We start from the raw sequence: 21,474 nt of genomic DNA, 5'->3' as shown, positions 1-21,474 counted from the left end.
TTAAATAGAAGCAAGAAGGCATAATGTTGCTTTAATTGTTAATATTCACGAATTTTGTTATAAAATGTTATAATTTTCAACAAACGTTAATATATATAAACATATGTTTAGATTATAGCTGTGAGCTCAGCCACAAACTAAACATATGAATACAAAAAATTAAAACGCGTGTCAACAATCACAAATAATAACATTTGAAAAATATTCAAAAATATTCAAAAATTTAGATTTGACACGCGCGAAAGCAATGCAAAAGAAAACTAAAGTCTAGGCAAATACTTCTGCAATTCAAAAGGAGTGACCTGACGACGATACTCTTCCCATTCCTGATGCTTATTACGCAAGAAATACTCAAAAGCATGCTCACCAAGTACGCTAGCCACAAAATCAGACTTCTCCATAATCTTCAAAGCCTCATCCAAAGACTCAGGAAGTGGCTGAATGCCCATAGCCTGACGCTCAGCATCCGTAAGCTCCCAAACGTCGTCGCTCGTAGGCTCACATAAAATCATCTGCTTTTCAATACCATCTAAGCCAGCAGCCAACAAAACAGAGTATGCAAGATACGGATTCGCCACAGGGTCGAGCGCGCGAAACTCCATACGGCAAGAATTACCTTTGCCTGGCTTATATTGAGGCACACGCAAAAGCGCAGAACGGTTGCTATGACCCCAGCAAACATAGCTAGGAGCCTCAGCTCCACCCCACAAACGCTTATAAGAGTTCACATACTGATCGGTAACAGCGCAAATTTCCGCAGCATGATGCAAAATACCAGCCGCAAATTGGCGCGCAATAAGCGACATATTAAACTCTTGCCCAGCCTCGTAGAAAGCGTTGGAATCTCCTTCAAACAAGCTTAAATGCGTGTGCATACCAGAACCAGGCTGATCCGTTAAAGGCTTAGGCATAAAGCTCGCATACATTCCACGCTCAAGAGAAATCTCCTTAACAACAGTGCGGAAAGTCATAATGTTATCTGCAGTAGTAAGAGCGTCTGCATATCTTAAGTCAATCTCGTTTTGACCAGGGCCGCCTTCGTGGTGAGAATACTCAACAGAAATACCCATCTGTTCAAGCATGCTCACAGCACTACGACGAAAGTCCATTGCCGAACTTCTTGGAACGTGGTCAAAATACCCACCTTCATCAATAGGAACAGGTGCTTTAGACCAATCGTCTTGCGTTTCAAATAAGTAAAACTCAATTTCTGGATGAACGTAAAAAGTAAAGCCTTTTTCTTTAGCTTTTGCGAGCGCAGTTTTAAGAACATGACGAGGGTCTCCAAGAGACGGCTCCCCGTCTGGCGTTAGAACGTCGCAAAACATGCGTGCCGTACCCTCTGGGCCGCCATGCCATGGCAAAAGTTGGAAAGTCGAAGGATCTGGCTTAACAATCATGTCGTCTTCTAAAACGCGAGTCATGCCTTCAATCGCAGACCCGTCAAAGCCAATACCCTCTTCAAACGCAGCTTCAAGCTCTGCTGGAGCAATAGCAACCGATTTAAGAGTTCCAAGTACATCCGTGAACCATAGTCTAATAAAACGGACATCACGCTCTTCAACCGTACGCAAAGCGAACTCTTGTTGTCTATCCATATCTACAGTCCAATCAGTATTCAAGTCTTATATTTTTCAACATGTTTTTAGAACAAAACGCAATGACTATATTATCTCTTATATTTAGTTTTTATTTAGAAATATAGCAATGAATTTACTTACTTTTAATTTAGCGTATTTGCAAGATTAGGCTCACATTTTTTTGCCATATTTATAAAAAATCTCTTTAGCTTGCTCATCACTTAAATCATCCGTATAAGTAACCTCAATCCCAGACTCTTTAAGATCTTCAACTGTCGCATAACAAATCATAAGATCTTCCACACATCTAGCAGACATGGTAAGAACCATTGGAGGAATAGCATCCTGTACTTCTTTTTTATATTCGTAGACTTTTGCATCAATTTTATTAGCTCGATTCACCATTAAAATCGCTGGAATGCCGCGAAAATACTCTGTGAATCGTTTAACAGATTTTTCTGGATTATCCTCGTCTAAATCGCATAAAACGGCGACTCCACCGTTTTCATCACTAAAACATTTAGCTCTAATACCAGCCATTTTACAAAAAGCAGCAAGAAGCTCCCCTGGTTCCATAACAGTTAGAAACAGAGCACACTTGGCTTTTTTGCCCAGCAAACCTTCCAAATCTTCTTCAAAGTTTGCTTGTTCAATCTTGTTTACAACATCATCGACAGAATCATGTTTTTGCTCTTCGCTAAATTCTTTTTCAAATCCAAGTAACGCATCTTCAAGCTCTTTATCAGTAAAAGATGTGCGAACTTCTTTCGACTCTTTGGAATTAGAAGAATTATTGGAATTTTTCCCATTATTCGCAAAGTTTTTGTCGCTACTATCTTCACTCAAACCTTCATGATCTGCACACATTTTGTACCCCTAACTTATTAAACAGCTAGTTAACGCCACTTAAAAATACTTTAAGCATAATCTACGCGCTTGGCAAACAATTAGGACCAAACAATATTTTGATCTCTGCAAAAAGTGACGTATCTCGCTTAACTCTAAATCTATCTCCAAAGGATAATACTTTTGCACATCCTCTAGAATCAATCAAAGCAAGATTCATTTCACAACAACCAGGATGTCTTGTAACAATATTTTCAAGCTCTTTTATACGTGACTTTTCTAATGCTTGCAAAGGAAGAACAATTGTAACAGGCTGAGCATCTTCCGCCTCTAAGCTTGGAACTTCAAACTCAGTTGCTCTTAAAGATACTGTTTCGTCTCGAACCTCTACCTGTCCCCTAATTCTCACAACTTGATCAATCGCAAGTTCTGCAGCAGATGACTCATAGACCTTACCAAAGAACATGCATTGTATTGAACTTTCCATGTCTTCAATAGTTACAATCGCCCAAGCATTACCTTTTTTAGATACTCGTCTATCTACGCTAGTCACAAGGCCTGCAAGAGTTACCTGCTGATTTTCGCCCATAGTTTTAGCGCGATTTAAAAGCTGAGCAATCGACATTTCCCTAAGACCAGCCAACACAGCAGAAAGACCACTCAAAGGATGATCCGAAACGTAAAGCCCAAGCATTTCTCGCTCAAAGTTTAGCTTCGTTTTTTTATCCCATTCTTCAACATCTGGAATGTTGATTTGAGCATCTCCAAGATCACTATCGGAATCATCAAGATCAGCAAAAAGATCAAACTGACCGCCCGCCTGTCTGCGCTTAATAGAAATAACAGAGTCAATTAGTGGTTCACAAATTTCAAAAATAGCTCTTCTACAAGGATTAATTGAATCGAAAGCACCAGATTTAATAAGAGATTCAACAAGTCTACGATTCAAAGCGGCAAAAGATACACGGTTTACAAAATCCTTAAAATCAATAAACTTTCCGCGCTCGCTTTCCCTTTCGCTAATAATATCGTTAACGGCTTTATCACCAACATTCCTAACAGCTCCGAGTCCAAAACGAACTACATCTCCAACTGCAGAATATTCAAGAACAGACTCGTTAATATCTGGTTGCAAAACACGAATACCCATACGTCGTGCTTCACCCAAGTAAAGCGCTGTCTTATCCTTATTCGTGCGCTCGTTCTGCAATAATGCAGCCATAAACTCCACAGGATAATGCGTTTTCAAATACGCAGTCCAATATGAAATCAAACCGTATGCGGCTGAATGAGCTTTGTTAAACGCGTAACCAGAGAAAGGAACCAGAACATCCCAAACAGCTTGGGCAGCTTCTTCTGAATAACCATGTTCTTTCATACCTTTAAAGAACGGGATTTTTTCTTTAGCCAACACTTCTGGCTTCTTTTTACCCATTGCTCGACGCAAAACATCTGCTTTACCAAGGCTATACCCAGCTAAAATACGCGCAGCTGACTGCACCTGCTCCTGGTAAACAATCAAACCATATGTTTCGCCAAGAACATCTTTTAGCGGCTCAGCAACTTCAGGATGGATAGGCGTTATCTCTTGCAAACCATTCTTACGCTTGGCGTAATTAGTGTGAGAATCCATATCCATAGGGCCTGGTCTATAAAGTGCAATCAAAGCCGAAATATCGTTAAAGTTATCTGGCTTAAGTGTGCGCAGAAGGGCACGCATACCGTCGGAATCAAGCTGGAAAACTCCTAAAGTGTCTCCCCTAGCAAGAAGCTGATATGTTTCCTTATCGTCAAGCGGAATTTTAGTGTAATCAATAGGCTCTTTACCATTATGCTCAACATTTTTAAGCGTATCCCTAATAACTGTTAAGTTGGAAAGACCCAAAAAGTCCATTTTCACTAAGCCCAACGTTTCGCAAGTATGATACTCGAACGTTGTTGTTATTGTTCCATCAGTACGCTCCAAAAGAGGCGAAGTATCAGTAATCGGCTCCGAGCCCATGATTGTTGCGCAAGCGTGAACACCAGTTTGGCGAATCAAACCTTCAATACCTTTTGCCTCTTCGGTAATTCGCTTCGTATCTGGATCAGTGTCATACATTTCGCGAAACTCGCGCGCCTCCGCGTATCTCTTTGATTTCTCATCAAAAATATCGTGGAAACTCATATCTTTTCCGTTTTTTGGAGGAGGCAAGATTTTTGTAATTTTTTCTCCAACGGAAAACTCGTAGCCCATTATTCGAGCTGAATCCTTCAATGCTTGCTTTGTTTTAATCGTTCCATAAATCACGCATTGAGCTACTTTATCTCTACCGTATTTTTCACCGACGTATTCCAAAACTTTGGCTCTACCATCTGGGTCAAAGTCAACATCAATATCTGGTAAAGATACTCGCTCTGGGTTTAGGAATCGTTCAAAAATTAGACCGTGCTTCATTGGGTCAAGCTCAGTAATTCCCATAGCATACGCAACCATTGCGCCTGCTGCAGAACCACGTCCAGGACCAACCATAACACCATGTGCTTTTGCCCAATTTATGTAGTCTGCAACAACTAGGAAGTATCCGCAGAACTGCATTTGACATATAACACCACACTCGTAGTCTGCTTGTTTTAAGACTTCCATAGGAACATTGTTGTTATATCTACGCTCTAATCCTTCTTCAACTTTTTTAAGGAATAGCGAAGTCTCATCCCAACCTTCAGGGCAATCAAATTGCGGCATAAAAGCGCCATCTTCACCATCGTCGAACATAACGTTACAACGACGGGCAATTTCTAGCGTATTGTCACAAGCCTCTGGAAACTCTTTAAACAATTCACGCATCTGCTCGGCAGATTTTAAATAGTATCCAGAGCCATCAAACTTAAAACGGTCTGGATCATCCAAACGCGATCCTGAATTAATGCATAGCATTGCATCTTGCGCTTCACGATCTTCTTCGTGCACGTAATGCAAATCGTTTGTAGCAAGAAGAGGCGCATTAAGACGCTTAGCAATCTCAAGCAAATCTTTAGTAACGCGCGTTTCGATAGAAAGCCCATGATTCATTAATTCTATGAAGAAATTATCGCGCCCAAAAATATCCTGAAACTCGCCTGCAGCGCGTAAAGCCTCATCAAATTGACCTAAACGAAGACGCGTTTGAATAATTCCAGATGGGCATCCAGAAGACGCTATAACCCCTTTAGAATACCTTGATAACACATCTTTATCCATTCGAGGGTATCGCATTACGCGACCTTCCAAATTGGCTATAGAAGACGCTTTGAGTAGATTTGTTAAGCCTTCATCATTTTCAGCCCACATTGTCATGTGCGTAATCAAACCGCCGCCAGAAACATCGTCGCTTCTTTGCGCTTCAGTTCCCCAATGCACTCTGCTCTTGTCTTGTCTGGCTGTTTCAGGGGTCACATAAGCTTCGATTCCAATAATCGGCTTAATTCCAGCTTTTACAGCAGTACTCCACATTTCGTATGCACCATGCATATTTCCGTGGTCTGTAATAGCCACAGCTGGCATACCTAATTCTTTTGCACGTGCAACTAGGTCTGGTATCTTCGAAGCACCATCCAAGAGCGAATAATGCGTGTGATTATGTAAGTGTACGAAGTTTGTTTCCAACCTAGCCATAGTGGCTATTCTATAGATGCAATATGACCTGTTTTACTAAATAACTCTACTTTTACAATTCTTGTATGGCGTGTAAAGCGTGTTGCAAATCTAACGGATACTTCGATTCAACTTTAATAAGTTCTCCCGTTCGAGGATGTTTAAATTTTAGACTCATTGCATGAAGCCACTGTCTAGAAAGCCCTAATTTTTCACTTAATTGAGGATTTGCGCCATACATAGGATCGCCCACTACCGGATGTCCTATTGACGAAAAATGCACACGAATTTGGTGTGTTCTGCCAGTTTCCAGATTGACTTTCACTAAAGTCGCTCCCTTAAAACGCTCTATAACATCCCAATGCGTAATTGCAGGCTTACCTGATTTAGTTATTGTAAAACGAAAATCTGAAACTTTTGCTCGCCCAATTGGTGCATCAATTGTAGCTTTATTTTGTTTAAGATTTCCTTGGACTAAAGCGTGATATATTTTCTTCACACTATGATTTGCGAACTGTTTTTTCATTTCTTCATACGCAAAATCTGTTTTGCAAACCAGCATTAATCCGCTTGTTCCAACGTCTAATCGGCTTACGATTCCTTTTCGTGATTCATCGCACACGGTTGTTTTTATTTCAACACCGCTTGCCTCTAGACATTCTGGCACTGTTGGGCCATCCCAGCCTTTTGCTGAATGCGCTGCGACTCCAACAGGCTTATCTACTACAACAATATCTTCATCGTTATAAACTATTGGAATATCGCATATAGTGGATTTGCTAGTTGACTTTTCTTTTTGATTCTCAACTTCCTCTTGATTTATAACAATCACATCTCCATCTTGCAAAGTTGAGGATTTTTGTGATTTTTTATCTAAGATTTTTGCTTTGCCACTATCGATTAGCGATATTGCGTTTGCACGCGATACTCCCATAAGGTTCGACAAGCATACGTCGAACCTGCATCCAGCAAATTGACTAGTAACTGTAAAACGAATGTCACTCATCAGCGCGCTCTATAAGAGGAATCCCAATCAAAATAAGGCATATAACTGCGATTCCTGCAAACATAAGCTCAATATCTGCAACATTTCCAACGGACCATCCGTAGTTTATAAAATCTACGACTTTTCCGTTCAAAAAGCCCTGAGCATATTGCGCTCTATCAATAAGATTTCCAAAAGCTCCAGCAAAAGCTAAAGCAAGCGCAATAGTCCAATATAAGGATTTTGTGTGCTTAATAACAGCAGTCATAGCACCGCAAGCAGCGCAAGCTAACACGCTAATAACCCAAGTAAAAGAAGAGCCTAAGCCAAAAGATGCTCCAGGATTCCTAACAAGAGTAAAAGAGAGCAAGTGTGGAAGAATCTCAATGTTTTTTCCACCACTAAGCGCTGCTAAAGCCCAAACTTTTGTTACTCGGTCTAAAACCACGCCAATAAAAGCAATCAGTGCAAAAACGGCTGCGCGATTACGCAGCCGTTCTACACGCATATCACAATGCGTCAATGTATTTTTCCAATCTAACTGGATTTAGTATAACTACTTTTGATCCTGTTGATCCTGATTTTCCATAGAACTGTAAGTGTTCTCATCGGAAACCTGAGCAACAAGCTGACCAAGGAAGTCAGTCAAGCGAGTACGATACTCAGTTTCAAACTGCTTGAGGCTTTGAATGTTTCCTTCAATAACCTTAGTCTGCTTTTCAAGATTCTCACGCACCTGGCGAGCGTAAGCATCTGCAGCAGTACGAGTAGTGGAATCATAATCCGCTGCTCTATGCTGAACTTCAGACTCATATTGATCAGCCTGATCGTGAGTTTGCTTAGAATAATCATCAGCAGCCTGACGAACCTTACCAGAATAAGCATCTGCCTCGTTGTGAGCGCGAGCTGCATAAGCGTCTGCGTCGCTACGAGTACGAACAGAGTAATCATCCGCATCCCCGCGAGTCTGCTTATTGTATTCATCAGCTTCGCTACGAGTACGATTAGAATAATCGTCTGCCTTAGTAACGATCTCGTTATATCGAGCTTGGCTTTCTTCGACTATCTGATTTGCCTTAGCCTTACCCTTATCTACATACTGATCGTGCAATTGCATTGCAAGAGTCAACATTGCTGTAGCGCGTTCTGGCTCAGAACCGCCCACTTCTGCACCAGCACCTGCAATCTTTTGCAAGCTACCTGTTTCCGTGCTTGGCTCCATCTTAGCAACCTGCTCACGAAGCTGCTCTTCACGCTTATGAGATTCTTCAAGCTGACGAGCCAAATCCTGAACCTTTGCATTTTCCTGCTGTGTTACAACAAGTTGTTGACGGACTTCTTCCAATTCGCGACCCAAATTCTCGCTACTTGCTCTAAAGTCATCGCGTTCGCGAGTAACGTTTTCAAGCTCTTCATGGACTTTCTTATCAGCGTCTGCCTTAGCATTATCAGCATTTGCAGCCTGTGCTGTGAGCTGATCTACCTGAGCACCTAAACCATCCAGCTGCTCTTTGAGCTGCTGATTCTGCTCGCTCAATGCACGATTATTTTCTTCAGCTTCCTTAAGCTTTGCTGCAAGATCATTGTCATTCTTGTTCGCGCTGCTGGATGCTTCACGTAAATCATTATTTTCTTTTGTTAAAGATTCAACTTGTTTTGTCAAATCAGAAATCTTATTGTTCAAGCTAGCAACATCGGCGCCAAGAGACTGCGTGGAAGCTCCAAGCCCCTGCACTGCCTGCTGACCAAGCGCTTCTATTGTTTCTGTAACCTGATCCAAAAAGTCATCAACTTCGTCAACATCATAGCCTCCCTTGAATCGAACGATTTGGAAGGTATGCTCGCGAATGTCTTTAGGCGTTAACAGAGCCATAATGCATTACACCTCACTTTTGGGCGCGCAGCCCTTTTGATATATCTATTCGATGCTATCACGTCTATAGAAAAAATTGTGTAAAAAGCGATTATTTTTTTACGAAATCTACCAATATTTTTCTAAATTAATAACTATCGTGTCGCTTCATTAAAAATTGTGATTAATAAGCATCAGTAAAGCATATTCAAAAACATTTGTAAAACTAGTAACAAAAAGTACACTACCATAAAGCTCACGTCTAAACTTATGCTACCTAATCTTGCTGGTGGTATAAATTTTCGCGCAAATCTTAAAAGTGGTTCTGTCATAAAATATATGATTTGAGTGAATTTTTGCAAAATCGCATTTGGTTTAAAAGAATGGAATATAAACGGAATCCAATCTAAAACTGCGCGAATAAACAGTATTACTAGATAAGCGTTTATGAAAATATTCAAAATTAGTATTAAGCGTATTACAAAATCCATTAAGCTTTTCCTTTAAACTATTTTCAATAATTTTACACAATAGCTAAGTTAATCGTAAACCAAAATATAAGTACAGGATAAGTATAAATTTAAGGCAGATACCTAAAAGATATCTGCCTTAAATACAAGCTAAGCGTAGCAATCTAATGTTCGGTCGCTGGCGACTAGTCTCATGTTATTTAGCTTTAGGAGAATAAGTCGCGAGCAGATCCGCCATTAGGAGCATCTTCAACTTTTATATTTACTTGAGAAGGGCTTAAAAGGAAGACTCTAGGAGTTACTCTTTCTATAGATCCGCGAACACCAAACACAACGCCAGCAGAAAAATCAACTATGCGATATGCAACGGATTCGCTAACACCAGTAAGATTCAAGACCACTGGTGTTCCATCTCTTAAAGCTCTTCCAACTAATTGCGCATCCTCATAAGATTTTGGATGAATCGTAGTAATGCGACTCATACGACCTGCATTAGATCGAGTAGAAGCACCATTACCAGATTGTGGTGCAGCATCACCATTATGAAGGCTCATAGGAGCAACGCTGTGGTCGTTGTCAAACGAAGTATCCTGTGTCTGAGAATCAACGAAATCATCGTCGTCCTGAACATCACTCATGCCTACATAAGACATCATGTTCTTCATAAAACCAGCCATTAAGATGCCCTCCCCTAGTTATGCTTAACGCAGAAAATCAGGAATATCCAGCTCGTCTGGTTCGTCTTGAGGCTTCACTTGAGTAGCCTGTGTTTGATATTGCTTAACTGAATCAACAGAATCAAACATAGAAGAAACAGGTTCCGCGGTTTCAACAGTGTCCACAGGCTTAGAAGGAGCAGTAGTAGTGGAATGAGCTGGAGCCACAGGATCGACTCCTGCCTGCATATCTACGAAAGCACCTGCTTTGCTGTCTTCAGACTTAGGATGAGAATCGAAACCAGCTGCAATAACAGTAACACGAACCTCGTCTCCATAAGAATCGTCCAAAGAAAGACCCCAAATAATCTGCGCTTCTGGATGTATTGCCTTACGAACAAGCTCTGTTGCAGCACTTGCTTCTTGAAGCTTCAAATCACTTGGACCAGCAATATTGATCAAAGCACCATGAGCACCTTCAATGCTTTCTTCAAGCAATGGAGAGCTAATAGCAATTTCTGCAGCTTGCGTAGCTCTGTCTTCACCCTTCGCTGCACCAATACCAAATAGCGCAGTTCCTGCACCGCGAAGAACAGCGGTAACATCAGAGAAATCAACATGAATATAAGAATTCATGGTAATCAAATCTGTAATACCCTGAACGCCTGCAAGCAATGCGGTATCTGCAGTCTTAAAAGCTTCAATAATTCCGATGGTTCGATCTGAAATTTCCAACAAACGATCGTTTGGAATCACAATCAAAGCGTCGACTTCTTTACGAAGATTCTCAATACCAAGTTTTGCTGATGCAGCACGCTGAGGTCCTTCAAAACCGAATGGACGCGTAACTACTGCGATTGTCAAAGCACCTTGCTGGTGTGCAGCGCGAGCAACAATAGGGCTTGCACCCGTACCTGTTCCACCGCCTTCTCCGCAAGTTACGAACACCATATCGGCGCCCTTTAATGCTTCTTCAATGTCAGATTGATGATCTTGAGCAGCCTTAGCGCCTTTTTCTGGGTCAGCACCTGCTCCTAATCCTCGACTCGAAGCGTCAGATAATGAAATCTTCACGTCAGCATCAGAACGCAACAAATCCTTGGCATCAGTGTTAATAGCCACAAATTCTACGTTCTGCAAACCCTCGGTGATCATTCGGTTGACGGCGTTACCACCGGCTCCACCGACGCCGACTACCTTGATTATGGTTTTGTCGTTGAAATTGTCAGTCTGGGCAATCTCGCTCACCGTTGTCTCCTGTCACTCACACGCACGTTTACGCATTACTTTAGCGCAAAACGCTCGATAATGGCGACGTTTTATGAATAAAAACTGAAAAAATGTCACCGATTCGATAATACACCGTGCTATACGCAAATCATTAATGCGTTTTATTAACAAAAGTTTAAAAGATTAAGCAATAGTTTATATTATGTTTTGTATACTCAAAAACCCTAGAAAACACTAGTAAAACCTAGTAACTTGCATCCATTGGATCATCGCCAAACAACTCCTCACGCTCACTATGAGATGTTATTCGAGAATCCAACCACCCATATGGCAAATGAACTTTTTTCGCAAAACGAACTCGCCCACGCGGCGTGTCTAAAACTTGCTCAGGGAGTTTTAGTGAAGAATCTAAAGCATCAATATTACGCTGAACATCCTCAATAGACTCACATTCCATAAAACTCTTACGAGTTCCACCTCCAACAGGGAAACCCTTTAAATACCAAGCAATATGCTTGCGCAAGTCATGAACAGCCATTCGCTCGTCGCCATCATAAAACTCGACTAAAAGCTCAAGATGTCTTAAAATCACCTTGCAAACTTGCCCAAGACTTGGATTAACGCGATCATTACTTCCATTGCAAGCAGAACGAATATCAGCAAAAATCCAAGGACGCCCCTGGCATCCACGCCCAATAGCAACGCCTGCGCATCCCGTTTCTTTAAACATTGCAAGAGCGTCATCCGCACCCCAAATATCGCCATTACCAAAAACAGGAATATCCAAAGCATCTACAAGCTCAGCAATACGGCTCCAATCAGAATGACCACCATAATATTCTGCAGTGGTACGCGCGTGCAAAGTTACAGCAGCACATCCTTCTTCTTGCGCAATATGACCAGCTTGCATAAAAGTCTCGTGATTTTCGTCAATACCAACGCGGAATTTAGCTGTAACAGGAATTCCTGCTGGATCACAAACAGAAACAACACGATGCAAAATCTCTTGAAGCAAATCTGTTTTCCAAGGAAGAGCAGAACCGCCGCCGCGCCTTGTAACTTTAGGAACTGGGCATCCAAAGTTTAAGTCAACGTGATCCGCCATGTTCTCATCAACAACAATTCGAGCAGCAAGCTCTACAATAGAAGGATCTACTCCGTAAAGTTGCAAAGAACGCACTTTTTCGTTAGGCGCAAAACGGCATAAGCGCAAGGCTTTAGGATTCCTTGCAACTAATGCGCGAGCTGTAATCATTTCTGCTACGTAAAGCCCGTCCGGACCATATTCGCGGCAAATCACTCGAAAAGGCCAGTTAGTAATACCAGCCATTGGAGATAAAACAACAGGAGTTGCAATATGAATTTTCCCTAAATCTACTGGTTTAATAGAAAAATCCATATTGCTTTAACTCCATTCACTTTAATATATTTTGTTTTTGTTTATTAGCGATTTTTCACTATACGCGTATTAATACAAGCCGCCAGCCTGAGCAATCTTTACAGGCTGCGATTCATCAACACCGTTTTCTTTAGAAACATCCACACCACCGTCTGCAGCGCGAGCTCCAACAATCTCTACAGGACCTTGCGGATACTTAACGCGCTTTTCGTTAATGCGGCTTGCTACGTAATCCGCAACCTTGTCTAAGGAAACGCGCTCCTGCTGCATAGTATCGCGCTCGCGGATTGTTACAGCATGATCTTCCAAAGTATCAAAATCAACTGTTACGCACAAAGGAGTACCAATCTCGTCCTCACGACGGTAGCGGCGACCAATAGCACCAGCCTCATCGTAATCGATAACCCAATCGTGCTGGCGAAGATCTGCAGCCAAATCTTGAGCAACAGCTTGCAATTCTGGCTTCTTGCTCAATGGCAAAACTGCAGCTTTAACAGGAGCCAAGCGAGGGTCAAGTCGAAGAACAGTGCGCTTATCAACTCCGCCCTTAGTATTTGGAGCTTCGTCAACGTCGTAAGCATCAACCAAGAATGCCATAAGCGAACGCGTAAGGCCAGCAGCAGGCTCAATAACGTAAGGCACATACTTTTCGCCAGTAGCCTGATTAAAGTAGCTCAAATCCTCGCCAGAATGCTTAGCGTGAGCAGACAAATCGTAGTCGGTACGGTTTGCAATACCTTCAAGCTCTCCCCAATCCGATCCTTGGAAGCCGAATTTGTATTCAATATCTACAGTACGCTTTGAATAATGGCTTAACTTCTCTTTAGGATGCTCATACATACGCAAATTCTCAGGCTTTACGCCCAAATCAACATACCAATTTACGCGAGTATCAATCCAATATTGATGCCAAGCTTCGTCTGTTCCAGGCTCTACGAAGAACTCCATTTCCATTTGCTCAAACTCGCGAGTGCGGAAGATGAAGTTTCCAGGAGTGATTTCATTACGGAAAGACTTACCAATATTCGCAATGCCAAATGGTGGCTTTTGGCGTGTAGCAGTCATAACGTTCTTAAAGTCAACGAAAATGCCTTGAGCTGTTTCTGGGCGCAAGTAGTGCAAGCTGTTTTCGTCTTCAACTGGTCCTAAATGCGTGCGAAGCATCATGTTGAAATCGCGAGGCTCCGTCCAGTTTCCGCGAGTGCCGCAATCTGGGCAAGCAATGTCTTTCAAGCCATTTTCTGGCATCTTATCGCCGTGCTTTTCGGCATAAGATTCTTCGAGCTTATCTGCACGATGACGCTTATGGCAATTCAAGCACTCAATCAAAGGATCATTGAACACAGAAACGTGACCAGACGCAACCCAAACTTGGGAAGGCAAAATAACAGAAGTATCCACTCCAACAACATCGCCACGCGTAGTGACCATATAACGCCACCATTCGCGCTTAATATTGTCTTTTAACGCAACTCCCAAAGGACCATAATCCCAAGCAGAACGCGTACCACCATAAATCTCGCCAGCTGGGAACACAAATCCTCGACGCTTAGCCAAGGATACGACTTCATCAAGCTTTGAAACAGCCACAATACACCTTTTTCGTAAATCTAGAAAATTTGGGTGAAAACGGTGTTTATTATAGAAAAACCCTGTGACGCTAAAGCAACATATATAAGCATCATATATAAGCTAAACGAATACAATAAAGTGTAAGCATAATTTTGCAACACATATTTTTCACTTTGAGAGGATTTAAAATGAGCGAAAACACTGATAACAATACTTGCGATACTTGCGATACTTGTGATACTTGCGATACTTGCGATAACAAGAATTGCCATAAAACTAATACAGTTGCAGCATTGTGCATTGCTCCTAGCGGAGTCGGCGAAGAACTTAGCGAATATGTAGCAGATTGCGTTAAAGTGATTCGTGATTCTGGCTTAAAAAACGAAACAAACGCAATGTTTACAAACATCGAAGGCGAATTCGACGACGTTATGCGCGTTGTAAAAGACGCAACTATGGTTCTTGTTGAAAAAGGCTATCGCACAGGCGTTATTTTAAAGTTAGACATTCGCCCTGGTTTTAGCGATCAAATCGACGCAAAAGCTGCTCTTGTAGACAAGATTCTCGAAGAACGCGAAAACAAGTAAGCTTAAGTATTTAAGCGTTTAAGCAGTTTAAGCGTTTTTTACGCCACCAAACCTGCGGTCGCGATGCGCATAACGGTCAATTGACCTCCACAGCGCTTCGCGACCATAATCTGGGAAAAGTTCTGGCACAAAATCAAGCTCAGCATAAGACGCTTGCCAAGGCAAAAAGTTGCTAGTGCGCTGCTCTCCCGAAGTGCGAATCACAAGATCGCAATCTGGAATATCTGGGTTATACAAGTGTTCAGCAATCATCTTCTCACTAATACGATCGCCCTTAATTTTGCCGCTTTTAACTTCCCTAGCAATTGCTGCGCAAGCGTCTGCGATTTCCGCGCGACCACCATAGTTTAAGCAAAAAACAACGTCAATCGTAGTGTTATTTTTCGTTATTTCTTGAGCTTTTTCCAACTCGTCAATAACAGACTTCCACAATTTCGGACGTCTTCCGGCCCAGCGCACACGCACTCCCCACTCGTTCATTTGCGCAACCCTGCGGTGAATAATATCTCTAGAAAATCCCATCAAAAAATGCACTTCTTGAGGAGATCTCTTCCAATTTTCTGTAGAAAACGTGTACAAACTCAAGTAGCGAACACCTGCTTCTATGGCTCCTGCAATAGTGTCGAAAACCACTGGCTCCGCCGCTTTATGCCCTTCGGTGCGAATCATTCCGCGCTCTTTAGCCCATCTGCCATTGCCGTCCATAATCACGCCTACATGGCGAGGAACTTTACCTTTAGGAAAATCTGGCACGCGGCTAGGATCACTAAATGGAGCTGCTGGAATATTTAACGAAGTGTAGTCAACGTTTTCAAAACTCATAGTTAAAATCTAACAACCCCATTGAACGAATACTTAAACCCGTTTTGCAAAGCTTAATAAAAGCCAGCTAAATCAGATAAAAAATCCGCCAAAATCCTCTATATTTATATTTCTCGCAAAATCTCTATTAAAGCGTTTAAATATTGCTCTCCGTAACTAGATTTGTACCATCTAGCATGCTCTAAGAATCCAGTATCGTATCCCCAAATCTTAAAGTCGTAAGATCCATTTGACTTTAAATAATAGTCTACAAATTCTACGCATTGCTCAATTTGACTTACAGATAAAACAAGCGGAAGCAACTCTTTTTCAACATCTGTTAATGGCCGAACGCTAGCATATCCTTGCAAAATTGACTTAACTAAATCCGTTCTAAATGAATCTTTTTTGCCATTCGCAATATCTACCCACTGAATTGTGTTGCGTTCTAAAGTCATTGCTAAATCGTAGATTGCTGTGTTTCTATACGCCATCCCAAAGTCAAATACTGAGCTTGGAGCACTACCTTCCCACATAAAATTAGATATATGCGGATCTCCATGAGTCCACTGCGTTTTTAGATTCGCGTACCCCAAATCGTAAATTTTTTTGCATGTTGGAGCAAATTCGCTTAAATCTTTTACAAAATCACGATTCTGTTCTTTTAAGAATTTCGCTAAATCGGGTCTATTTTTTAACCAAACTTCGGCATCACTTTGCACGTCTTCGCTTGCACAAAGACTAAATCTTGATTGAAAAGCGTTGATTTCCTTAGGATTTGGCTCGTCAAAACTTTGTGAAGCTAAGGCGATTTTTGCCATCATTGCTCCAAGATTTTTGGCTCCTTCACACGTTTTAGGCGGATCCCAAGTGTACGCGTCTTTGTATCGGTCTTCTCCACTAGCTTTTAAAGTCACTTCGTAAGCACAATCGCCTACTACAAGAAGAGTGCCGTCTACGTAAATGTCGCCACAAGTATCGCCACAAATATTCTTTTCTAAACCTAAAGACTCGCTATTTTTATTAAAATACAAGTACTTTGGTGTGCTTATTTTGTTTTTTAAAAGATGCTCAGCAAAACGATGATACGGTCTAATTGTGCTTGCTTGTCTCACTTTTGTGTTGCATCTTTTAATATAAACGTCCAAACTTTTAGATTGCTTTGACGAATCATCTTTGTAATGCGCATGAACCAATGAACCTGCAGCCATTGGGCGCAAACTATGGCTTAAAACGCAATCTGCTTCTAGCGGCTCCTCTAAAAGTGAGCACACAGTATTTGCCTCATCTAAATCAACATTTGCCCATCTTTGAGCAACAATATCTAGTTGAGGGTCGTTGCTTTCGTTTTCCATATTCGCTCCATATTTACACAAATATTTAACTACAGGTTCATTGTTTTTCACGCATTTTTTTGCAGAATTATTTGACGCCAACTAGCTCATGCGCGGCTGCTGGCGACTTTTCTCTCGCAAAACTAACTATTGCAAAATTAACGATTGCAAAACTAACGATTATTCTGGCAAATACTCGTTTGTTACGCACCCGTTTTCTAAGCTTTTTAGCGCGCAATCAAGAGGCACGCTTAAGTGGCCATTTTCACTCATCCAACGAGTGTAGTTTTCCACCAAAGCCATGTCTGCCGTACCCCAACGACCATTCTTGTCGTACCAAGACGGAATCACTTCGTCTAGCGAGGCACGCAAAGCCTCTGGGCTAATATGGCAAAGCGCATTCTGCAAAGCATCAACGCCAGCCTGAGGGTCTTTTCCTGCCATCTCATAGCCCTTAACTGTTGCGCTTGCAAAGTTGCGTATTAATTGCGGATTTCGCTCAATCATCTCTTGGCGAGCGCAAACATAGTAAGAATGATGCGGCGCCACGCCAATAGAATCGAATGGAAGAACAACAACTTGATCAAACGGAAGCGAACCCTGATATGGCTCCCACCAAGCTACGTTAATAAACGCATCACACATTCCGCGTTCTACGGCTCGAATGTCTGGCTCCCATGGGCCTGGGTCAATTGTAATCAGCTTGCTAAAATCGCCGCCGTCGGCAGCAACAGCCTGCTGAAGCTCCGTATACAAGCGCTTAACGCCCATAGGGATTACTACGCGCTTTCCTTCTAGATCTTTAAATCGAGTAATGCCCGTGTTTTTATTTGTTATGATTCCGCCAATTTGAGATTGATTCATTACAGCAAACGACGTCAGCTTATTTGCACCATTTTGATGAGCCAAAAGCTGATTTAAACGAACAAGAGCTATATCTACTTCTCCACGCTCCAAGCATGCTGGAACATCGCCGCGCTCTGTATCTGTGCTTGTAAACTCTACATCTAATCCGTATTGCGCATACAATCCGCGCTTTCTTGCAAGATACATACCTGCGTGATTCGTCCATGGATGCACATATTCAAGACGTACTCTTAGCATATTAACTCCTTTGTTTTATAGTGATTTGTGATTTTACTATTTGTGATTTTATTTTGACTTTTATTTGCGACTTAACTTGCGACTTAACTTGCGACTTTACTTGCGACTTTACAAAAATGGGCGAGGTAATTAATCCCCGCCCACAAATCAAATTTATAAGTTGATTTTACTTGTAATCTTACCCGTAAAATCAGGCGCGCACTTCTTTGCCAGAAGCAAAGCGGCTCAATGCGCCAGTGGCAGCAATACCCTTGTACAAGTACCACATCAAAACACCAGCAATTACAGCACCAGAAATCATGCTGCAAATAGTGTGAATCATCATGTATTCACCAAAGATTGGAACACCTGCATAGTAGAATGGGTAGCTTATTATGATTCCACCCAAACCAGCTAATGCGCCAGAAAGTGCGCTTAAGCCAACATTCCACTTGCGATACATGAAGAACAAGAATGCAAATTCAGCAAACAAGCCCTGAACCAATCCAGGAAGAATGGTACCAATGCCACCCCATTGGCTGCCAATAGTCAACTCAACCATTGCAGCAATAAGCTCACTGAATAATGCTGCACCTGGCTTGCGTACCAAAATAGCAGCTAAAGGACCAGCAAAGTAATACAAACCGTAAGACAATGCGCTGACGCCTGGAACTGGAATAAGCTTAAGAGTGGCAGAAATAGGACCGTCAGCTAATGCAACGCCCCAGAAAATAATACCAGAAACTACAGCAACAACAACCGTTAGTGTAACGTCAGCTACATTCCATCGCAAAGATGGGCGAACGATTTCTTTCTCATCAGATGTACCCATTAGGGTCTCCTTTCATTATCAGTTATCAAACAAAGGCGACCCTGCAGAAAACTCCGTACGTCGGCATTAACCGAATCACGTTAAACGGTTAGACAGTAATCTTCTCAGCTCTTTGAAAGAGCACCCGTGTCTGATATCAATCATTATTGCATCAGACAGCGAGGACAATTATTATAAAATTCAAACAAAAAATTAACAAAAACGCTCACTAAAACGCTAAAGCAAGACGCTAAAAAAGCTATATTAAATCACATATTATTTTCTAATAAATGCATTGATTTAATTGGACGCTCAAGATAATATTCACACCACTGCTCAACGCATCTATACGTTAAATAATCAATATCTGTTCCGTCTATATTCTTCCAATCGCCATTAATCAAAGAAATCATTTGAAAACGTGCTAAATCATTGCACTTAATTGACTGCAAATCATGATCTTTAGAACACATAACTCCTCCAGAACAAGAGGAAAAATATGATAAATCATTTTTAGTTGCACAAACTACGCATTCATTAAGCATAGGAGACCAGCCGGCTAGTTTTAATGCTCTTAAAACATATGAGAATCCAATTGAATCAGCACTATGCAATCCCCTAGAAAGAGCAGATAAGGCTGCAACAAGCAGATTGTATTGCATACAAGAATCCTGATACTGTGCAGAAGACGAAACCAAATCATCTGCGATTTCCGCAATCATGCTAGCGCGACTATACAAATCATAATCAGCACAAATGCTCTCAGCATAAGCAGAAACTAAAACTGCTTGAGAAACAACATCAAAAGTTCTTCCAGTAGCAAAAAGTGTATTCACACGCATAAAAGGTTCTAAACGCGCCCCAAAACGAGATTTTATTTTCCTAACACCTTTTGCAACAGCACGAATCTTACCATGCTTTTTAGTAAGCATAACTACAATTCTATCCGCTTCTCCTAAAGGAAAAGTCTTAAGAACTACAGCCTCATCGTTATACAACGGCATGAAAATCAAAAACTCTTAATCTGCTAATCCAAAGTATTTTTATAGATTAGTTGTGACTTGGATTCACAAAACCACCGAAATTAGATTCGCCAGTATCATCCAAATCATCTGAATCATTATTGCCAGCATTGTTAGCATTAAAATCTTCAGAAGAAGAATTAAAATGATTCATAACTGGGAATGAAAGATCTGGAATATCTAAATTGAGACTTTGCGACGGCTCAAATTTAGGAGATGCAAGAAGAGACAAATTCAAATCACCAACAGGGTTTGAAGCACTATTCTTTGAATCATTCTTATCATCATCTTTAGCATTAACAGCATTATCATTAACAGCATTAGCAGCATTAACATGATTCTGACTATAAGAATCTTGGCTAGGTGCAGCTGGAATAGCACTGTCTCTTGTATAAGTCTGCGAATAGGAATCTTTCGGAGCATACGATGGTGGGAACGTAGGAGGCATAACAGTAGAAGCCTGAGACATTTCGTCATCAGTATCATCATTAGGCTCTACATTAGCAGAATGAGGCGTAAAAATAGCCCTATCCCCATGGTGCAAATCGTTAAGAGAAGCACCACTATTGTTATCAACACTGTTGTCTACAGGTGCGAAAATGCTTTGCCTATCTTGAGTCATATCTTCAACATGCTGTGCAGAACTATTATCACTACCTGCCACATGCTCAACGACTGGCACACTATCCGCACTAATATGATGCGAATCTACTTCATCAACTGTAGTTTTAGAAAAAATATCATTTGCAACAGGATTATCTGCACTATCTGCTTCAACAATATTTTGAACAGGATTTACTACAGAAGAATCCGCATTATGCTCAACAGGAATAGATGGAGGCATAGGATTTGCAGATTGCACAGGCTGTGGCGTCGGCTGACTATATGCTGCGTTAACAGAAGATGCGGCAGCACCATTAGAATCAAAATCTAGGTACTTAGAAACACGATCGTAAGATTCAAGCCTACTAAGCAATCGTATGCAAGCGTTCAAATAATAATCCACTTGACGCTCATCGTATCCATGTTTACCAGAACGCTGTGTAAACAACACGTTGGAAACAAACATTGCGTCAATGCCATCAAGATCGCTTGAAGTATTACCCCACGTTGGTTTATATCCAAGAAGAATAGAAATCTTATCTAAGGTCTTATTAACAACATTATCGACCTGTTTTTTATCATACGAAGGCTTGCGTGATTGACCAGAATCAAAACGCATCTTGTAATCACGCTGAGAATGATTAAGCAAAACACGGTATTCACTATCGGCTTGTGCTTTCCAAACGATTCTACCGCGATGAGAAATTTCGTATTCAGTTGTTTTATCTACAACAGCACGTTCCAACCTAGAAAGAGCCGCATCAACTTGAGGTATAGCGTATCCTTCATCTTCTAAATCGAAGGACACGTCTTGAATATCTTTTTGTGTAAGACGAATGTCGTCGGACTCGTACAAAGAATGGGCACGCTCAAGAAAATCATTAACTTGCTCTACGCTGTAACCCTTCTTGCGCTTACCTACGCGCTCAATACCAGAAGAATTACGCGCAGTATCGGGTTTACTTGCCATAAACAATAGACCTCCTGAACATATCATTATTGAATATACTCTACGCGATTGTTAAGACGC

18 protein-coding genes and 1 riboswitch are annotated in these 21,474 nt (G+C 41.4%); of the genes, 1 reads left to right on the top strand and 17 read right to left on the bottom strand.

Features of this window, described 5'->3' with window-relative positions:
- Positions 1–260: 260 nt before the first annotated feature.
- The 11 genes from glnA to ABVC65_RS03835 all read right to left on the bottom strand — a co-directional run bounded on the left by glnA (position 261) and on the right by ABVC65_RS03835 (position 14,221).
- Positions 261–1,598 (bottom strand): type I glutamate--ammonia ligase, encoded by a 1,338-nt coding sequence (glnA, locus tag ABVC65_RS03885; protein WP_004112411.1) that lies wholly within the window; start codon positions 1,596–1,598, stop codon positions 261–263.
- Positions 1,599–1,751: 153 nt separating this feature from the next.
- Complete coding sequence (locus ABVC65_RS03880; protein WP_019261428.1) at positions 1,752–2,447, bottom strand: hypothetical protein; 696 nt, start codon at positions 2,445–2,447, stop codon at positions 1,752–1,754.
- Between the two features lie 61 nt (positions 2,448–2,508).
- Positions 2,509–6,060, bottom strand: a complete 3,552-nt coding sequence (gene dnaE, locus ABVC65_RS03875; protein ID WP_004137938.1) for a DNA polymerase III subunit alpha — start codon at positions 6,058–6,060, stop codon at positions 2,509–2,511.
- Between the two features lie 52 nt (positions 6,061–6,112).
- The gene (locus tag ABVC65_RS03870) at positions 6,113–7,045 is read right to left on the bottom strand and encodes an RluA family pseudouridine synthase (protein ID WP_353582642.1); all 933 of its coding nucleotides are present in this window, start codon (positions 7,043–7,045) and stop codon (positions 6,113–6,115) included.
- Positions 7,038–7,532: a signal peptidase II gene (locus tag ABVC65_RS03865; RefSeq protein ID WP_016808726.1), complete on the bottom strand. Its 495-nt coding sequence runs from the start codon at positions 7,530–7,532 to the stop codon at positions 7,038–7,040. Before ABVC65_RS03865 ends, ABVC65_RS03870 begins: the two co-directional genes overlap by 8 nt.
- A 48-nt stretch (positions 7,533–7,580) precedes the next feature.
- Positions 7,581–8,897 carry a DivIVA domain-containing protein gene (locus tag ABVC65_RS03860; RefSeq protein WP_004115636.1) on the bottom strand — a complete coding sequence of 439 codons (1,317 nt, stop codon included), beginning with the start codon at positions 8,895–8,897 and terminating at the stop codon, positions 7,581–7,583.
- Between the two features lie 173 nt (positions 8,898–9,070).
- Positions 9,071–9,367 (bottom strand): YggT family protein, encoded by a 297-nt coding sequence (locus ABVC65_RS03855; protein ID WP_004124829.1) that lies wholly within the window; start codon positions 9,365–9,367, stop codon positions 9,071–9,073.
- Positions 9,368–9,552: 185 nt separating this feature from the next.
- Positions 9,553–10,023 (bottom strand): cell division protein SepF, encoded by a 471-nt coding sequence (locus ABVC65_RS03850; RefSeq protein WP_004124825.1) that lies wholly within the window; start codon positions 10,021–10,023, stop codon positions 9,553–9,555.
- Positions 10,024–10,047: 24 nt separating this feature from the next.
- On the bottom strand, positions 10,048–11,250 hold the full coding sequence (ftsZ, locus tag ABVC65_RS03845) for a cell division protein FtsZ (RefSeq protein ID WP_004124823.1): 1,203 nt from the start codon (positions 11,248–11,250) through the stop codon (positions 10,048–10,050).
- A gap of 226 nt (positions 11,251–11,476) precedes the next feature.
- Entirely contained in the window at positions 11,477–12,631 is a 1,155-nt protein-coding gene (dusB, locus tag ABVC65_RS03840) for a tRNA dihydrouridine synthase DusB (RefSeq protein WP_014554709.1), read from the bottom strand.
- A gap of 69 nt (positions 12,632–12,700) precedes the next feature.
- Positions 12,701–14,221 carry a glycine--tRNA ligase gene (locus ABVC65_RS03835; RefSeq protein ID WP_116692238.1) on the bottom strand — a complete coding sequence of 507 codons (1,521 nt, stop codon included), beginning with the start codon at positions 14,219–14,221 and terminating at the stop codon, positions 12,701–12,703.
- 170 nt (positions 14,222–14,391) lie between these two features.
- Between ABVC65_RS03835 and ABVC65_RS03830 the strand changes: the two genes are divergently transcribed.
- Positions 14,392–14,790 (top strand): MTH1187 family thiamine-binding protein, encoded by a 399-nt coding sequence (locus ABVC65_RS03830; protein WP_353582641.1) that lies wholly within the window; start codon positions 14,392–14,394, stop codon positions 14,788–14,790.
- A gap of 27 nt (positions 14,791–14,817) precedes the next feature.
- Here ABVC65_RS03830 and ABVC65_RS03825 read toward each other — a convergent pair whose 3' ends face one another.
- The 6 genes from ABVC65_RS03825 to ABVC65_RS03800 form a co-directional block, all read right to left on the bottom strand.
- Positions 14,818–15,612: an isoprenyl transferase gene (locus ABVC65_RS03825; protein WP_004112377.1), complete on the bottom strand. Its 795-nt coding sequence runs from the start codon at positions 15,610–15,612 to the stop codon at positions 14,818–14,820.
- A gap of 104 nt (positions 15,613–15,716) precedes the next feature.
- On the bottom strand, positions 15,717–16,946 hold the full coding sequence (locus ABVC65_RS03820) for a phosphotransferase enzyme family protein (RefSeq protein ID WP_353582640.1): 1,230 nt from the start codon (positions 16,944–16,946) through the stop codon (positions 15,717–15,719).
- A 159-nt stretch (positions 16,947–17,105) separates the two neighbouring features.
- Positions 17,106–18,029 carry an ABC transporter substrate-binding protein gene (locus ABVC65_RS03815; RefSeq protein WP_016827343.1) on the bottom strand — a complete coding sequence of 308 codons (924 nt, stop codon included), beginning with the start codon at positions 18,027–18,029 and terminating at the stop codon, positions 17,106–17,108.
- Positions 18,030–18,219: 190 nt separating this feature from the next.
- A complete protein-coding gene (locus ABVC65_RS03810; RefSeq protein WP_353582639.1) occupies positions 18,220–18,840 on the bottom strand; it encodes an ECF transporter S component in 621 nt (206 codons plus the stop codon).
- A gap of 35 nt (positions 18,841–18,875) precedes the next feature.
- A riboswitch (TPP riboswitch) is annotated at positions 18,876–18,978 on the bottom strand.
- 110 nt (positions 18,979–19,088) lie between these two features.
- Positions 19,089–19,823: a DNA repair protein RecO gene (recO, locus tag ABVC65_RS03805; RefSeq protein ID WP_353582638.1), complete on the bottom strand. Its 735-nt coding sequence runs from the start codon at positions 19,821–19,823 to the stop codon at positions 19,089–19,091.
- 46 nt (positions 19,824–19,869) lie between these two features.
- A complete protein-coding gene (locus tag ABVC65_RS03800) occupies positions 19,870–21,414 on the bottom strand; it encodes a DivIVA domain-containing protein (RefSeq protein WP_353582637.1) in 1,545 nt (514 codons plus the stop codon).
- Between the last annotated feature and the right edge of the window lie 60 nt (positions 21,415–21,474).

The organism is Gardnerella vaginalis, from assembly GCF_040427915.1.
Lineage (GTDB): Bacteria > Actinomycetota > Actinomycetes > Actinomycetales > Bifidobacteriaceae > Bifidobacterium > Bifidobacterium vaginale_C.
This window is presented reverse-complemented; position numbering and strand designations above follow the sequence as displayed.

Excerpts from the sequence above, each read along its gene's own strand:
- glnA (WP_004112411.1), bottom strand. The coding sequence starts at position 1,598 with ATGGATAGACAACAAGAGTTCGCTTTGCGTACGGTTGAAGAGCGTGAT.
- ABVC65_RS03880 (WP_019261428.1), bottom strand. The coding sequence starts at position 2,447 with ATGTGTGCAGATCATGAAGGTTTGAGTGAAGATAGTAGCGACAAAAAC.
- dnaE (WP_004137938.1), bottom strand. The coding sequence starts at position 6,060 with ATGGCTAGGTTGGAAACAAACTTCGTACACTTACATAATCACACGCAT.
- ABVC65_RS03870 (WP_353582642.1), bottom strand. The coding sequence starts at position 7,045 with ATGAGTGACATTCGTTTTACAGTTACTAGTCAATTTGCTGGATGCAGG.
- ABVC65_RS03865 (WP_016808726.1), bottom strand. The coding sequence starts at position 7,532 with ATGCGTGTAGAACGGCTGCGTAATCGCGCAGCCGTTTTTGCACTGATT.
- ABVC65_RS03860 (WP_004115636.1), bottom strand. The coding sequence starts at position 8,897 with ATGGCTCTGTTAACGCCTAAAGACATTCGCGAGCATACCTTCCAAATC.
- ABVC65_RS03855 (WP_004124829.1), bottom strand. The coding sequence starts at position 9,367 with ATGGATTTTGTAATACGCTTAATACTAATTTTGAATATTTTCATAAAC.
- ABVC65_RS03850 (WP_004124825.1), bottom strand. The coding sequence starts at position 10,023 with ATGGCTGGTTTTATGAAGAACATGATGTCTTATGTAGGCATGAGTGAT.
- dusB (WP_014554709.1), bottom strand. The coding sequence starts at position 12,631 with ATGGATTTTTCTATTAAACCAGTAGATTTAGGGAAAATTCATATTGCA.
- ABVC65_RS03830 (WP_353582641.1), top strand. The coding sequence starts at position 14,392 with ATGAGCGAAAACACTGATAACAATACTTGCGATACTTGCGATACTTGT.
- ABVC65_RS03825 (WP_004112377.1), bottom strand. The coding sequence starts at position 15,612 with ATGAGTTTTGAAAACGTTGACTACACTTCGTTAAATATTCCAGCAGCT.
- ABVC65_RS03820 (WP_353582640.1), bottom strand. The coding sequence starts at position 16,946 with ATGGAAAACGAAAGCAACGACCCTCAACTAGATATTGTTGCTCAAAGA.
- ABVC65_RS03815 (WP_016827343.1), bottom strand. The coding sequence starts at position 18,029 with ATGCTAAGAGTACGTCTTGAATATGTGCATCCATGGACGAATCACGCA.
- ABVC65_RS03810 (WP_353582639.1), bottom strand. The coding sequence starts at position 18,840 with ATGGGTACATCTGATGAGAAAGAAATCGTTCGCCCATCTTTGCGATGG.
- recO (WP_353582638.1), bottom strand. The coding sequence starts at position 19,823 with ATGCCGTTGTATAACGATGAGGCTGTAGTTCTTAAGACTTTTCCTTTA.
- ABVC65_RS03800 (WP_353582637.1), bottom strand. The coding sequence starts at position 21,414 with ATGGCAAGTAAACCCGATACTGCGCGTAATTCTTCTGGTATTGAGCGC.